Origin of the sequence: Photobacterium proteolyticum (genome assembly GCF_001939735.1) — a bacterium.
Lineage (GTDB): Bacteria > Pseudomonadota > Gammaproteobacteria > Enterobacterales > Vibrionaceae > Photobacterium > Photobacterium proteolyticum.
Genome location: NZ_MJIL01000090.1, coordinates 326820 through 340582, shown reverse-complemented (window position 1 = coordinate 340582; position 13763 = coordinate 326820). Strand labels below are relative to the sequence as shown.

The window sequence follows — 13763 nt, the reverse complement described above, 5'->3', positions numbered from 1 at the left end:
AAATCGGTCAGTTTTGGCACATGACATTTCTATCGGTTAAGTATTATTTTTATGAATGGAAATTTTAAGCTATCAAGAATTGCGACATTTTTAGCTGGTTGCAGCTTTCTTGTCGGTTGCGGCAGTGACGATGCATCAAGCACACCTAACGTGGAATCTTACGCCTATAGCAAACTTTCCGTTTGCATTGATGCCGACCTTGACGGTTTCTGTGGCGAACTCGAACAAAAAGTTAGAAAAGTAAGCAGAACATCTGATACCAATCAGGCACCGTACCTGATTAATGAGGCAGGTTATTTTCTGACGGCCCCGGCATCTGCGACGGTAGTTACCCCGTTTACCACCCTTATTCAAAATGAAGTGCTGTATAATCCGCTCGTTGCCGGTGATACTAAGCTTGCTCAGCAACAATTACAGGCTATCTTCGGCGAAAAGTACGGTATTGACTTCAATCAGCTGGCTTCTATGCATGGTCCAAAAGCTGAAACAGAAATGCTGCTTGCCTCCTTCAGACATGCCCTATCGCTTCAGGGAGGCTCGAGTTATCTCAAGATTTCAGCTGCTGTCGATAAGATGATCAGTGAAAAGAGCTTTGATATCACTCAATCACTGACACAGTCTGATTTAGACACCAGCTATGTCAACCTAAACAACCGTTACCTTCTTTCAGGCTCTTACCCAGTTAACTCGTTGTTTTTGCCCGATTCAATAACAATGAATGAAGGCACAGGTATGCTTCTGGCATTGCTTAGTGATAAGAAGTTATTACAAGTAAATTCAGCTTCAGGATCATATTCTTCATTCTCACCTACAGTCACAACGGAACCAGGTCAAAAAACGGCCAAACTCGCTAGTTACGACAGCCATCACGATGATGATGACGATGATGATGATGACCATCACGGCGGTGGTGGTATCGTTCTTCCGCCTCAAAACCCTTCTATCCTCACCCATGCCACTCAGGGCAAGGATGACCGCGAGGCGTACCTGCTCTATCAACCAAGCATTGTCGGTGATAGTTCGATCAGTAACACCTGTAATGCCACAAGCACCAATGGCATTTTCCTATCTGAAATCGGCAAAAACAACCAAACTACCAAGCTGACGGCATCAACGAAAATTGACGCATACGGCGGCGCTTCAGGCGGCACGACTATCCCCCCAATAACGCCACCCGTTTCTGGTCCAGCTACCTCGCCAGTTGCGGAGGTAGAATGTCTAAACAACCATATCAACGGATTAACACCACTTTATAAAAAAAGCCTGATCGCTGCGGTGTTTACCAATGGTTCCAGCTATAACTCTGAACTTCAGCTACTATCGAGCACGGAACTCAAACAACTCGGAAAGCGTTATCCGCTCTCATCAACTAAACCATTGGTTATTGCCAATAAAAGCCAGTCACAGTTAGTAGTTGTAGAAACAAACAGCTCTCAGGCAGTGATCCTTGATAGCAGCACACTCTCCCCAAAAGCCAACATCAATAAGAGCAATATTCAGTCTGCAGTATTTGCCAATAACGACAGTGAATTAGTCGTCAGTGACGGTGGCAAAACACTAAGCTGGTTCAATGTTGCCAACCCTGGCAACCCACCTGCAACACTGGTATTGGACGATAATATTATTAGGCTGGTATCGGATCCTAGCGGCCTCTTTAGTGCTGTACAGACCAGCAATCACATACATCTCATCAATAACCAGACAAGAAGTATTATTAAGTCAGAGCCTTATGAGAAAAGTATGGTCTATGGCATAAATATGCTAAGCGACAAGATTATCATCTCGCGCTCTAAATCTATTGATTACATGCAGTTTGGTAATCTGATCGGCTCGCCAATAAAAGTTGGCTACCAATTGGTCAACAGAGAGCTGGTCAATAAGTGGGCGTCGGCCTCCAATAACTCATTCAGCTCAACGACACTTAGCTACGTGCTACAGTCCGTGGGCGAAAGCGCTGATATCAGCCAGGAATTTAACAACATCGACCTGGAATGGTTACCAGCCGATGCTACAACTGCCAATGGTGTTAAAGCTGTGATGATTTCAGGTTATTACCGAAATGAGCGGGTAAGTTTATACAAAAGCCTGTAATCTGGTAGCCAAATAACACAAACCTGACGCCCAGCATACGCTACCTCCCATCACGTATACTGGGCGTTATTTCTTTTTGAACCAGCCTGAGCACACACCGTAAATTGCAACTTAATCGCAAACACTCGGTTAAAAAATAGTTACCAGACAGATAAAAACCAGAGCTAACTCACTGACATGATTAATTACAGCAGCTATAGTCCGATGTAAATTATATTAAACTTGCCAATAATGCGCTTCTCTGACTTCAATAAAACCATGCTGCTTGTCAGTGCCCTGAGCTGGGTGCTGGTAACTATGATGCCTGTCATCAATGCGCATGGGGCAAATGCAGGCGTATGGGCAACACTATGTACCGTCAACGGCTTTGAACGCATTCTTATCGAGGAAGGCAAACCGGACACACATGCAGGAAAGCCCTGTCCGTTCAGTCACTTTTCTACCTTCCATTATGACCGACTTCCAACTGCACCTCTCTTTGAAGTATTGAGCTATGTTATTTCAGACAGCTACACTTATTTGGCTCTAAGTGTCCGATTTGAAAGACAAGTTCCACGCGCCCCACCTTCTCGACGTTATTCCTGATACCTCAAAACAATAAATACAAACCTCAATCTAATACGTAAAGTCTAACGCTCAATTTCACTCCCTTTAATACTCTAGGGCGGTGATATTTTGCGTGTTTGAAAAGGAAATAATAATGTTGAGAAAAGCTTCAGTACCTCAACCAAAGGAAGCAACACGCGCCAGATCCCTCTACTTCCTCACTTGGCGCTGGCATTTCTACGCCGGGCTGTTCGTCGTGCCCTTCATGATTATGCTCAGCATTACCGGTCTGGTTATGCTGTTCGATGACGAGATAGAAATGGCTCGCTACCAATCCATTTTGCAAGTGCAGCCTCAACCTGAAACGGTCCCGGTTTCTCAGCAGTTGCTGGCCGTCCAACAGGCTTATCCGTCGCATACTGTGACCCAATTTATTCCGGCCAAAGCGCTGACCCTAGCGAATCGGTTCTCTATTCGCTCTGAAGAAGGCATATCGATATTTGTAACTGTCGACCCTTATAGCTCATCAATTCTGGGAACCATAGATCGAAGCGACAGCTGGTACCAACTGGCCAATGATATTCATGGCACCTTGCTGATAGGCGACTGGGGAGACTACCTGATCGAGATTTCAGCCAGCCTCGGGATTTTGCTGCTAGTGAGCGGGATATACTTGTGGTTACCCCGGGACAATGCCAGTAGAACCGGTTTTTTAAGGGTACGTTTCACCAGCGGGACACGCGTATTGCTTCGCGATCTTCACGCCAACATCGGCGGAGGACTTTCGATCGTCCTGCTGTTTTTCCTTATTTCCGGTTTATCCTGGGCGGGTATCTGGGGCGGAAAATATGTTCAGGCCTGGAGCACGTTTCCAGCCCAAAAGTGGGACGATGTACCGCTGTCAACGCTCACTCATGCTAGTCTCAACCATGGTTCTGAAGAAGAACTGCCGTGGAACCTGGAACAAACACCGCTTCCTCAATCCCATGACCACAGCAAGATGCAAGCAAGTGCTCACAACCATACATCAAGCTTTACCTTTGGGATTGATGAGATGGTGGAAAAAGCCAAGCAACTGGGATTCAGCCAATACAAACTCAACTTTCCACGCTCTGATACCGGCGTATTTACCCTGTCAGCCAATACGATGAGTGGTGATATTACCGATCCAACACAAGACCGGACCAGCCACTTCGATCAGTACTCAGGACAATTGCTGGCTGATGTAACCTGGAATGATTATAACCTGGTAGCCAAAATGATGGCCGCCGGTATTGCCCTTCACCAAGGCGATATCAGCATCCTCAACAAAATAGCCAATGTACTGTTTTGTCTCTCCTTTATTTTGGTATCGATCACTGGTGTCGTGATGTGGTGGATCCGTCGTCCATCTGGACAGAAGCGCCTGGGCGTGCCGCCACAATTTGAAAATACTCACGTCTGGAAAACAGGCCTGCTAACCCTGACCGTGATTGGTGTCGCCTTTCCATTGGCGGGCGCGACAATTGCAGCCGTACTCTGCCTCGACTGGCTGCTGATCAGCCGCGTTGAGAAACTGCGCCTCGCCCTACAATAACAAACCAACCAAGCTCCGATATGGCGTCGGCTTTTACCTGCGCCCCACACTCTTGAGATGGGGCGCGTTTCATCAAGAAATCAAAGCATGCAACTAACGAAAATCCGCTAACATCTTGTATCGTCACTACTAATCTGTATTTCTTAAGTTATTTGCCATCACCGAAGCAACACGCTGAAAAGTCTCCACCTCTTCATCAGTCAAGCCCGCTCGCATTTGCAGGTCAATCTCCGTTTCGGCCACTTTAATCTGTTCCATCAGGCTTTTGCCTTGCAAAGACAGTGCTAGTAACTGGCTACGCTTATCTTCCGGGTTTGGATGCTTGCTGATCAGGCCCGAGGCAATCATCTCTTTCACCAACCGGGCAATTTGGGCTTTATCTCGCCCCATCCTGGTCACGATAGTGTTCGCCGTGCATTGCGGTGAGTCCTGAATGATGTGCAGGCAACGAACAATCATCCCATTCAAGCCTAACTCATTAGCGTTAATGGCTTTTTTTATTGCTCCACGATAACTCCGTGTCAGCGAAAATATCGTTTCAGGTACGTTCTTGCTTATCGTCATGTTCATCTTCCGCACAACATAGTTGACAATGTCAACGAATGAATTATAGTTGATTTTATCAACCAAGTTGTCGATGGGCAACCATTGACCATGCAAACACCACCCAACTCCACATCAATAAGGGCTACTGAATGAAACCAACAGTACGATTAACTCAAGTCGCTGACACCATTGAATTAAGCCCCCACTTAAAGCGGATTGTCTTATCCGGCGAAGGGCTGATAGGCTTTCCAACCGGCAAAGAAGGGGCACATGTCAAAGTGATACTGCCGAGTGAAGGAGAAGAAATACCAAACTTGGATATCCGCGGAAGCCATCGTCCTGTAATGCGATCCTACACTATCAGGGAATACGACCAAGAGACTAATCGTCTGTCACTGGATTTTGTTATCAATCGTCACAAGGGACCGGCAACTGACTGGGCGGCAAAAGCAAAGAAGGGGGACTATCTGGGCATTGCCGGGCCGGGGCCAATGAAACTGACAGACTTCAATGCTGAGAGTTACCTTTTGGTCGGTGATCTGACGTCGGTGAACGCCATCAATGGCTATGCACTGGCAGTTTCCTCCCAATCCGCTGTCGAGGCCGTTATATCTGTTCCAACTAAAGAAGACATTATTGCTCTCGATGTTGGCACCAATGTGTCCGTACACTGGGTCATCGACAAGGAAGATGAAGCAAACAGCTTGTCTGAAGCTATTATGGCAATTGCCGATAAGTTACCAGCGAACACTGAAGTCTTTCTCGGTTTGGAAGCGCGAAATGTCCGCACACTAAAAGGATTGTTACAGGAAGAAGTCGGCATTCACCGCCAGAATATTACTGTCACTGGTTATTGGAAAAAAGGGGTTGATGCCGACCGGTTTGGTGCTCAGAAGAAGGCGAGCCCCCTTTAACAAATCAAGCGGCGAGAAAACATGAAACCTATCCCCGCCCCTCAAAGCACCCATTTGAGCTGGCGGATTTAGATCTCTTCCTGTTTGCCTAACCCAACCATTGGCTCACCGTCATCAGAATAGCTCAGTTCGCTCGGTATGGTTTCTCCCTGAAACTCGACATGCGTATAGCCACCCTGAACGAATCTGAGCGCGGCCTGTGGTGTCAGCCAGTCCCCGTAACCACAGACATCAGCCCAACCAATCTTCATTACTTTCATGTTATTACCTACAACTTATATTTATACCTGCATAATCACACCCACTACAGTCCCTCTGTGTATACTCCTTCAAGGAAGCCTATGCTTTATATAGACATAGTAGATTTATATAGACATAGTAGCTTGGGTGTCTTTACACGCTTGCATGGGAGCATAATCATGTTTGGCTTTATCAGCAAAAATATCATTACCGGACTGGTAACAATATTGCCTGTAGTACTCACGCTCTACCTGCTCTACTGGTTTGCTGTTTCTATAGAGTCAGTACTAGGAAGCCTCATCCAAACGATTATACCGACAGAATGGTACTGGCCCGGTATGGGGCTTGTAGCCGGACTGCTAGTCTTTTTTATCGCCGGGCTGATGATGAATGCCTATGTGGTACAACGACTGTTTGCCAAAAGTGAACAGGTGTTCTATCACATGCCCTTAGTTCGCAGCGTCTATCCGACAATTCGAGATTTCTTTGACTATTTTTCCCCGGCAACCCGAAAAGAGTTCGAACAGGTCGTTGCCGTCACCTTGGGTGAAACCGGCATGCAGGTGATCGGCTTTGTTACCCAGCCCTTATCTGAACGAATGCCCGAGTCTTTGCGCGAGGAAGACAGTGTACTTGTCTACCTGCCGCTGAGCTACATGATCGGTGGCTATGCCGTACTGATCCCCCGCAGTGCAATCCGTCCTCTTGATATGACAATCGAAGAAGCGATGCGCTTTACGCTGACTGCCGGAATGACTGGCTCAGGCTTCGATCACGGCCCTAGCTCGGCTCCAAGCTCAGTTGCAAAGACTCATGATCATAAGAGCAGTTGACAGAAACTATCACAGCTATTCAAATAAGAGCTTTCATATCTCCGTGAAGGCAATCACAGGCTATTGTGCTAATTGACGCTAAAATATACCCAAATTACCTCAAGATGCTCGTTTCAGCGAAAATTACTTGGGTTGTGGCCGGGCCGCGCAGGCTAGGCACCGATTAGAAAATCTAGTGGCTCTAAATTAATAATCGGTAACAACGCATAGAAGCCCCTATCGACTTAAAAGAACTGGAACTCGCCCTTTGGAAGTGAGCCAGTTGGTTCGGTATTCCGACGCCCATTTCTGTGTCAAATAACGTTGAAAGGGAATACCATTCCTACCGTCATTTTCCTTGAACTGAGCTCGCTGGTCTCACTCTGAATCCTGCATCTTGGGGTAGCTTGAATATAAAATAACCTCAATTGTTGGATACTTTCTCTATGCGTAAGAAGATTATTCTTGATACCGATCCGGGTATCGATGATGCAATGGCTATTTTATTTGCACAGGCCCATCCGGATATCGACCTTGTCGGGATCACTACGGTGTATGGCAATGCCACTATTGAGAATGGCACGCGTAACGCACTCTACCTAAAAGAGAAATTCAGCTTCAGCTGCGACGTTGCCAAAGGAACTGACAAACCAATCCAGCGTCCTCCGGTTGGTGCCACTGTCGTTGTACACGGCGAGACAGGATTTGGCGACCTCCACAGCAGCGAGCCTGAGCATGCCAGTGCCGACCCTCGTCCTGCCTACCAGTACATTATTGATACGGTCAAAGCCAATCCCGGCGAGATCACGCTGGTGACTGTCGGACCGCTGACCAATATCGCCCTGGTTCTTGATGCTGCCCCTGAAATCACAAGTCTGGTGAAGGAAGTCGTTGTAATGGGTGGCGCTTTTGGGATGAACGGCCACCGTGGTAATGTAACTCCTTATGCTGAAGCCAATATCCATGATGACCCCCACGCGGCAGACAAGGTGTTTACTGCCGACTGGCCGGTGGTCATCGTCGGTTTGGATGTCACGGAAGAGAGCTTTTTCTCAGCAGATTACATCGACGGCCTTAAAGCCGAAGGCGGTAAAGTTGGTGAGTTTATCTGGGACGTAAGCCGTTACTACCTGCGTTTCTATGCCAACAAACTGGGACTAGAGGGCTGCCATGTCCATGACCCATCCGCCATTGCCTATGTCATCAAACCAGAATTGTTTACTCTGCGAGAGGGGCCTATTCGTGTCGTTACTGACGGCCCAGCCGAAGGACTGACCTTGCAAAAGTTCGATGGTCGCCGTCACCAGATGGATGACTGGGCAGAAATGCCGGATCAAAAGGTCGGTGTTGCGGTTAATGATAAGGAGCTACTCGCCCTCTACCGCGACAGCATTATCAGTTATGGCAAGCAGGTTGGGTAAGCTGCAACTTCCCAGAGCTTAAACAATTTCATCATTTTGCCCAGGCCAGAAAACTTATCGCAGTGTCTGGCTTGGTTACTTGCCCACCAGCATGATTGGTTTTACCGATTACAACAATCAATATTTTCCATCACGTTTGCCCCCAAAAACGGAAGATTCAGGCTTATATTTTACCTGTACCTACCAATAAGGGGTAACTCCCATGCGTAAACAGACAATCCCTCTGCTAGCCGCTATAGCGGTAGCCCTGTCTCCCCTCCTGATGGGCAGCCCTGCCTATGCACAGGGAGAGCCGAAATCGAATCAGTTCTGGTGGCCCGAGAAACTCGACCTTTCTCCCCTGCGACAGCATACTGCCTCGTCGAACCCAATGGGTGAAGACTTCAATTATGCAGAAGCCTTTAACAGTCTTGACCTGAGTGCTGTGAAAAAGGATCTGGATACACTGATGAAAACCTCCCAAGACTGGTGGCCTGCTGACTATGGTCACTACGGGCCATTATTCATCCGGATGGCATGGCACAGTGCGGGAACCTATCGCGTCAGTGATGGGCGCGGCGGTGCCTATGGCGGAATGCAACGTTTTGCCCCTTTAAACAGCTGGCCCGATAATGCCAACCTGGATAAGGCACAACGCCTGCTTTGGCCACTCAAGCAGAAATACGGTCGCAATATATCCTGGGGCGACCTGATGGTTCTGGCCGGTACTGTTGCCATGGAGTCGATGGGTTTCAAAACCCTGGGCTTTGCCGGCGGACGTGAAGATGCCTGGGAGCCAGACATGGTCTACTGGGGACCTGAAAATGAGTTCTTGGCAGACAAGCGCTATAGCGGCGACAGAGAATTGGAACAACCACTTGCCGCCGTTCAAATGGGGCTGATCTATGTTAATCCCGAGGGACCAAACGGCAATCCGGACCCGCTGGCAGCGGCCAAGGACATCCGCGAAACATTTGGCCGAATGGCAATGAACGATGAAGAGACCGTTGCGCTTATCGCCGGCGGCCATACCTTCGGTAAAGCACATGGTGCCGCCAAACCGTCCAAATATGTCGGCCCGGAACCTGAAGCGGCCAGCACCGAAGAGCAAGGCCTTGGCTGGAAAAACAAATACGGTTCAGGCCATGGTGCCGATACCATCACCAGCGGGCTGGAAGGTGCCTGGACAGTCAGTCCGGCTCAATGGACCCACAACTACTTTCAAAACTTGTTCAACTTCGAATGGGTACAGACCAAAAGCCCGGCAGGTGCCATACAGTGGATCCCCGATGACGAAAGCGCTAAAGACATGGTGCCGGATGCCCATGATGCATCAAAAAAACACGCGCCTATCATGCTCACCACCGACCTCTCGCTCAAGTTTGACCCTGAGTACAGTAAAATCTCCAAACGATTTCTTGATAACCCGAAAGAATTTGAATTAGCCTTTGCCAAGGCATGGTTCAAGCTAACGCACCGAGATATGGGGCCTCGTGCGCGCTATCTCGGCGATCAAGTCCCCGAGGAAGCCATGCTATGGCAAGACCCTGTACCAGCCGTCGCTCACCCCATAATTACGGATGAGGACATCACCAAGCTCAAAGCCGATATTCTTGCCTCGGATCTAGCCGTTCCCGCATTAATAAGAACCGCCTGGGCCTCTGCATCAAGCTTTCGCGGTACGGATATGCGCGGGGGAGCCAACGGCGCACGCGTTCGACTTGAGCCCCAGAAAAGCTGGCATGCCAATGATCCCGAAGAACTGGCGAAGGTGCTCCAGCAGCTAGAGAAAATTCAGCAGGACTTCAACAGCAAACAGTCTGACGGCAAGAAAGTATCTCTTGCTGACCTGATTGTATTAGGTGGCGCCGCTGCGATTGAGGATGCCGCAAAACAGGCTGGCCATGATGTCAAAGTCCCCTTCACCCCCGGACGTACCGATGCAGAACAAGCACAGACAGATATAAACTCGTTTGCGGTACTGGAACCAAGTGCTGATGGGTTCCGTAACTACTTTGGCAATGACAACCAACGATCTCCTGCCGAAATGCTGGTCGATAAAGCCGATCTGCTGACGTTAACCGTACCTGAAATGACGGTGCTTATCGGAGGCATGCGTGTCATGAATGCCAATACCGGGCAGTCCCAGCATGGCGTATTTACCGATGAACCGGGAACATTAAGTAATGATTTCTTCGTCAACCTACTGGATATGTCCACCAAATGGCAAAAATCATCATCGCAAGATGGCGTCTATGAAGGCGTTGACCGTAGCAATGGCAAAGCGAAATGGACAGCAACACCGGTTGATCTTATTTTCGGCTCGAACTCAGAATTACGCGCTGTGGCCGAAGTGTATGCGGCTGACGATGCCAAAGAGAAATTTGTAAATGACTTTATCGTCGCCTGGGTGAAAGTCATGAAACTCGACCGTTTCGATATTCAATAATCTCGCTGGCAACAATAAAACATCCGGTACTCTGCAGTACCGGATTTTCATTCTGTATAACAGTTAAGGGCACTCCCTAAGCCACCTTGGCAGAAAAGTGCTTGCCGAGCAGGGCATGATAAAAGTCATTATCTGACAAGACCCCTTCCAGGCGCCTTTCCGTTCCCAGCAACACTGGCTGGCCGGTACGATAACGAATTTCCAGAGCTTCGCGCATCGAGATATCAGGCGTTGTCATCACTACCTTGTCTCGCTCAAGCGCCTCAAGACTGTCCCCTTCCTGCCACTGGTGCAATGCCAGAGATTCATCCTGCCGGGTTACCGCCATAATTTCCCCTTTCTCAGAGGTACTGACGCAGGTCTTGTCGTGCTGATTAAGTATCAACATGTCTCCTAGTGACTCAAGCTCGCTGGTCTCTGTCATCAGGGAACGTCCGCGCAGCACATTCAGCGGATTGGTGTGGGCGACAAAGTCTTTCACGTATTGTGAATTCGGTTTGAGCACGATCTCTTCCGGTTTACCGTGCTGGATCAGGCGTCCTGATTCCATGATCGCTATGTTATTGCCAATCTTGAGCGCTTCATCCAGGTCATGACTGACAAACACAATCGTCTTGTTCAGCTGGCGCTGAAGCTCCAGCAGTTCATCTTGCAACTGGCTGCGAATGAGCGGGTCCAGCGCCGAGAACGGTTCGTCCATCAGTAAAATATCGCTATCCATCGTAAATGCCCGTGCCAATCCAACACGTTGCTGCATACCACCCGATAGCTCATGGGGGAATTTGTGCTTCCACTCGGAAAGCCCTACCATATCGAGCTTTTCTTCTGCACGACGGCGGCGCTCTGCCTTGCCGATGCCCTGCATCTCCAGGCCAAAGGCAGCGTTATCGAGCACGGTCAGCCAGGGCATCAAAGCAAACTTCTGGAACACCATGGATATACGATTGGTTCGCAAATGGCGCAAGGCGGTTTTGTCGCAGCTGGCAAGATCAATCGCCTCCTCGCCATCCTGTACCTCAAGCGAGCCGCGGCTAATGGTATTCAGGCCATTAATCGCACGTAGCAAACTCGACTTGCCGGAGCCGGACAGCCCCATCAAGACACAAATCTCGCCTTCTTCAATATCCAGACTGACGTCATGAACGCCGACCACGTCTCCCGTGGCATCAATAATCTCCTGTCGGGTTTTGCCCTCATCGAGCAATGCCAGTGATTGGGTTGTCTGCTCGCCAAAAATCACATCCAGACTTTTAATACTGATCGCGCTCATGATTAGCCCTCCTTGCTCTGGCTTGCCGGAGTCTTACATAGACGATCCAGAATAATAGCGACCAATACAATGGCCAAACCTGCTTCAAATCCCTGGGAAATATTGACCGTGTTGAGGGCGCGGATCACCGGTTTACCCAAACCATCAGCCCCCACCAGTGCGGAAATCACCACCATCGACAGTGACAGCATGATGCACTGTGTTATCCCTGCCATAATGTTTGGCATTGCCGCCGGAAGTTCAACTTTGAACAACAGCTTCATTCGATTGGCCCCGAAGGCTCTACCCGCCTCGACCAACTCTTCTGGGACTCGGCTAATACCAAGATAGGTCAGGCGGATTGGAGCGGCAATAGCAAAAATAATGGTAGAAATAAGACCGGGCACTACCCCCAGGCCGAACAGCACCAAGGTTGGGATCAGGTAGACAAATGTCGGTACGGTCTGCATCAAATCAAGGATCGGACGCATGATGGTATAGAGCCAAGGCTTGTGCGCCGCAACAATGCCGACAGGCACCCCGACCAGTACCGAGATCATCGTGGCTGTTAATACCAGAACGAAAGTTTCCAGCATTTCTTCCCAGTAACCCAGGTTCATGATCAATAGCAGTGCCGCGACCACAAAAATGACCAGCGAGAGGTTCCGGTGAAGAAACCAGGCCAACGAGGCTGTCATCAAAATCGGCACCGCTGGCGGAAACCACTTAAACAGATCAACCAACAGCATAATCAGTGATTCCAGGGTATAGGAAAGCGAGTCAAAAAATCCTGCGGCATTGTAGGTAAGCCAATCCACGAAGGTTGCCATCCAATCACCTAACGGGATTTTATGATCTGTAATAAAGTCCACTGTTACTCCTTAATGGTCCATATTTTTTAAATTGGGTCGTTCCGTGTTTATCTATCACGCCGAGCGGCTACCACCTGTTACGGTGGCAGCATCGACAGTCAGCCTGTAACAGGCAAGCAATAGACAATTAGATATTCAGGTATGTCTTCACAGCCTGAGTGGCATTGCTGCCATCTTGTGCTGTTACCTTGTTAAGCCACTGTTCCAGCACCTGCGGATTGGCCTTCAGCCAGACCTTTGCCGCCGCATCTGGCTTGACGTTATTATTCAGGATCTCGCCCATCAGCTGATTTTCCATCTCCAGGCTAAAGCTCAGGTTTTGCAGTAGCTGACCGACATTTGGACACGTTTTCAGGTAACCCTGGCGAACATTGGTATAAACACTTGCACCGCCATAATTGGGGCCAAAGAAATCATCACCACCGTCCAGATAGGCCATATCAAAGTTGCTGTTCATCGGGTGCGGCGCCCAGCCAAGGAAAGCGATCCACTGCTCACGGTTAACCGCACGTTTAACCTGCGACATCATGCCGGCTTCACTGGACTCGACCAGACGGAAACCATTAAGGTCGAAAGCGTTTTTATCAATCATGTCCTGGATCAGACGGTTGCCGTCGTTACCCGGCTCGATGCCATAGATACGGCCGCGGAACTCGTCCTTATGTTTGGCCAGATCAGCAAAGCTGCGGACACCGGCGTCATACACGTATTTTGGGACTGCAAGGGTATATTTAGCCCCTTCCAGGTTGGCCCTTACTGTCTCGACTGAGCCATCCTGGTGATATTTGGCAATATCAGCTTCCATCGTTGGCATCCAGTTACCCAGAAACACATCAATGTCCTTATTGGCCATGGAGGAGTATGTCACGGGGACTGACAGCAACTGAGTTGAGGTCTTATAGCCCAATCCTTTGAGCACTTCGCTCGTGATCGCTGTTGTTGCCGTAATGTCTGTCCAGCCGACATCAGAGAAACGTACGGTTTCGCACTGGGCGGCTAATGCCGTTGATGCCGACAGACTGAGTAATAGTGCTGAACTACCCATAATTGCGTTTTTAATCGTTTTCT

12 protein-coding genes are annotated in these 13763 nt (G+C 49.0%); 7 read left to right on the top strand and 5 right to left on the bottom strand.

Annotated features, from left to right (window positions below; genetic code table 11):
- Nucleotides 1-51 precede the first annotated feature (51 nt).
- From BIT28_RS21500 to BIT28_RS21490, 3 genes are all read left to right on the top strand, one after another.
- A complete protein-coding gene (locus BIT28_RS21500; RefSeq protein WP_075766985.1) occupies nucleotides 52-2091 on the top strand; it encodes a hypothetical protein in 2040 nt (679 codons plus the stop codon).
- A gap of 231 nt (nucleotides 2092-2322) precedes the next feature.
- Nucleotides 2323-2676 carry a hypothetical protein gene (locus BIT28_RS21495; RefSeq protein WP_075766984.1) on the top strand — a complete coding sequence of 118 codons (354 nt, stop codon included), beginning with the start codon at nucleotides 2323-2325 and terminating at the stop codon, nucleotides 2674-2676.
- A gap of 118 nt (nucleotides 2677-2794) precedes the next feature.
- Complete coding sequence (locus tag BIT28_RS21490) at nucleotides 2795-4213, top strand: PepSY-associated TM helix domain-containing protein (RefSeq protein WP_425439649.1); 1419 nt, start codon at nucleotides 2795-2797, stop codon at nucleotides 4211-4213.
- A gap of 129 nt (nucleotides 4214-4342) precedes the next feature.
- On the opposite strand, the gene BIT28_RS21485 is transcribed toward BIT28_RS21490, so the two are convergent.
- Nucleotides 4343-4777: a MarR family winged helix-turn-helix transcriptional regulator gene (locus BIT28_RS21485; RefSeq protein WP_245823819.1), complete on the bottom strand. Its 435-nt coding sequence runs from the start codon at nucleotides 4775-4777 to the stop codon at nucleotides 4343-4345.
- A 131-nt stretch (nucleotides 4778-4908) separates the two neighbouring features.
- On the opposite strand from BIT28_RS21485, the gene BIT28_RS21480 reads away from it, so the two are divergent.
- A complete protein-coding gene (locus BIT28_RS21480) occupies nucleotides 4909-5673 on the top strand; it encodes a siderophore-interacting protein (protein WP_075766982.1) in 765 nt (254 codons plus the stop codon).
- A gap of 68 nt (nucleotides 5674-5741) precedes the next feature.
- On the opposite strand, the gene BIT28_RS21475 is transcribed toward BIT28_RS21480, so the two are convergent.
- Nucleotides 5742-5933, bottom strand: coding sequence for a hypothetical protein (locus BIT28_RS21475; protein ID WP_075766981.1), 192 nt, complete (start codon nucleotides 5931-5933; stop codon nucleotides 5742-5744).
- Nucleotides 5934-6092: 159 nt separating this feature from the next.
- Here BIT28_RS21475 and BIT28_RS21470 point away from each other — a divergent pair, with 159 nt between their 5' ends.
- The 3 genes from BIT28_RS21470 to katG all read left to right on the top strand — a co-directional run bounded on the left by BIT28_RS21470 (nucleotide 6093) and on the right by katG (nucleotide 10574).
- Nucleotides 6093-6746 (top strand): DUF502 domain-containing protein, encoded by a 654-nt coding sequence (locus tag BIT28_RS21470; RefSeq protein ID WP_075766980.1) that lies wholly within the window; start codon nucleotides 6093-6095, stop codon nucleotides 6744-6746.
- Between the two features lie 425 nt (nucleotides 6747-7171).
- A complete protein-coding gene (locus tag BIT28_RS21465) occupies nucleotides 7172-8146 on the top strand; it encodes a nucleoside hydrolase (RefSeq protein WP_075766979.1) in 975 nt (324 codons plus the stop codon).
- A gap of 262 nt (nucleotides 8147-8408) precedes the next feature.
- Nucleotides 8409-10574 (top strand): catalase/peroxidase HPI, encoded by a 2166-nt coding sequence (gene katG, locus BIT28_RS21460; RefSeq protein ID WP_425439648.1) that lies wholly within the window; start codon nucleotides 8409-8411, stop codon nucleotides 10572-10574.
- Nucleotides 10575-10650: 76 nt separating this feature from the next.
- Here katG and choV read toward each other — a convergent pair whose 3' ends face one another.
- From choV to BIT28_RS21445, 3 genes are all read right to left on the bottom strand, one after another.
- Nucleotides 10651-11844 carry a choline ABC transporter ATP-binding protein gene (gene choV, locus BIT28_RS21455; protein ID WP_075766977.1) on the bottom strand — a complete coding sequence of 398 codons (1194 nt, stop codon included), beginning with the start codon at nucleotides 11842-11844 and terminating at the stop codon, nucleotides 10651-10653.
- Between the two features lie 2 nt (nucleotides 11845-11846).
- Nucleotides 11847-12695, bottom strand: coding sequence for a choline ABC transporter permease subunit (choW, locus tag BIT28_RS21450; RefSeq protein ID WP_075766976.1), 849 nt, complete (start codon nucleotides 12693-12695; stop codon nucleotides 11847-11849).
- A 127-nt stretch (nucleotides 12696-12822) separates the two neighbouring features.
- Nucleotides 12823-13740: a choline ABC transporter substrate-binding protein gene (locus tag BIT28_RS21445; RefSeq protein WP_425439647.1), complete on the bottom strand. Its 918-nt coding sequence runs from the start codon at nucleotides 13738-13740 to the stop codon at nucleotides 12823-12825.
- Between the last annotated feature and the right edge of the window lie 23 nt (nucleotides 13741-13763).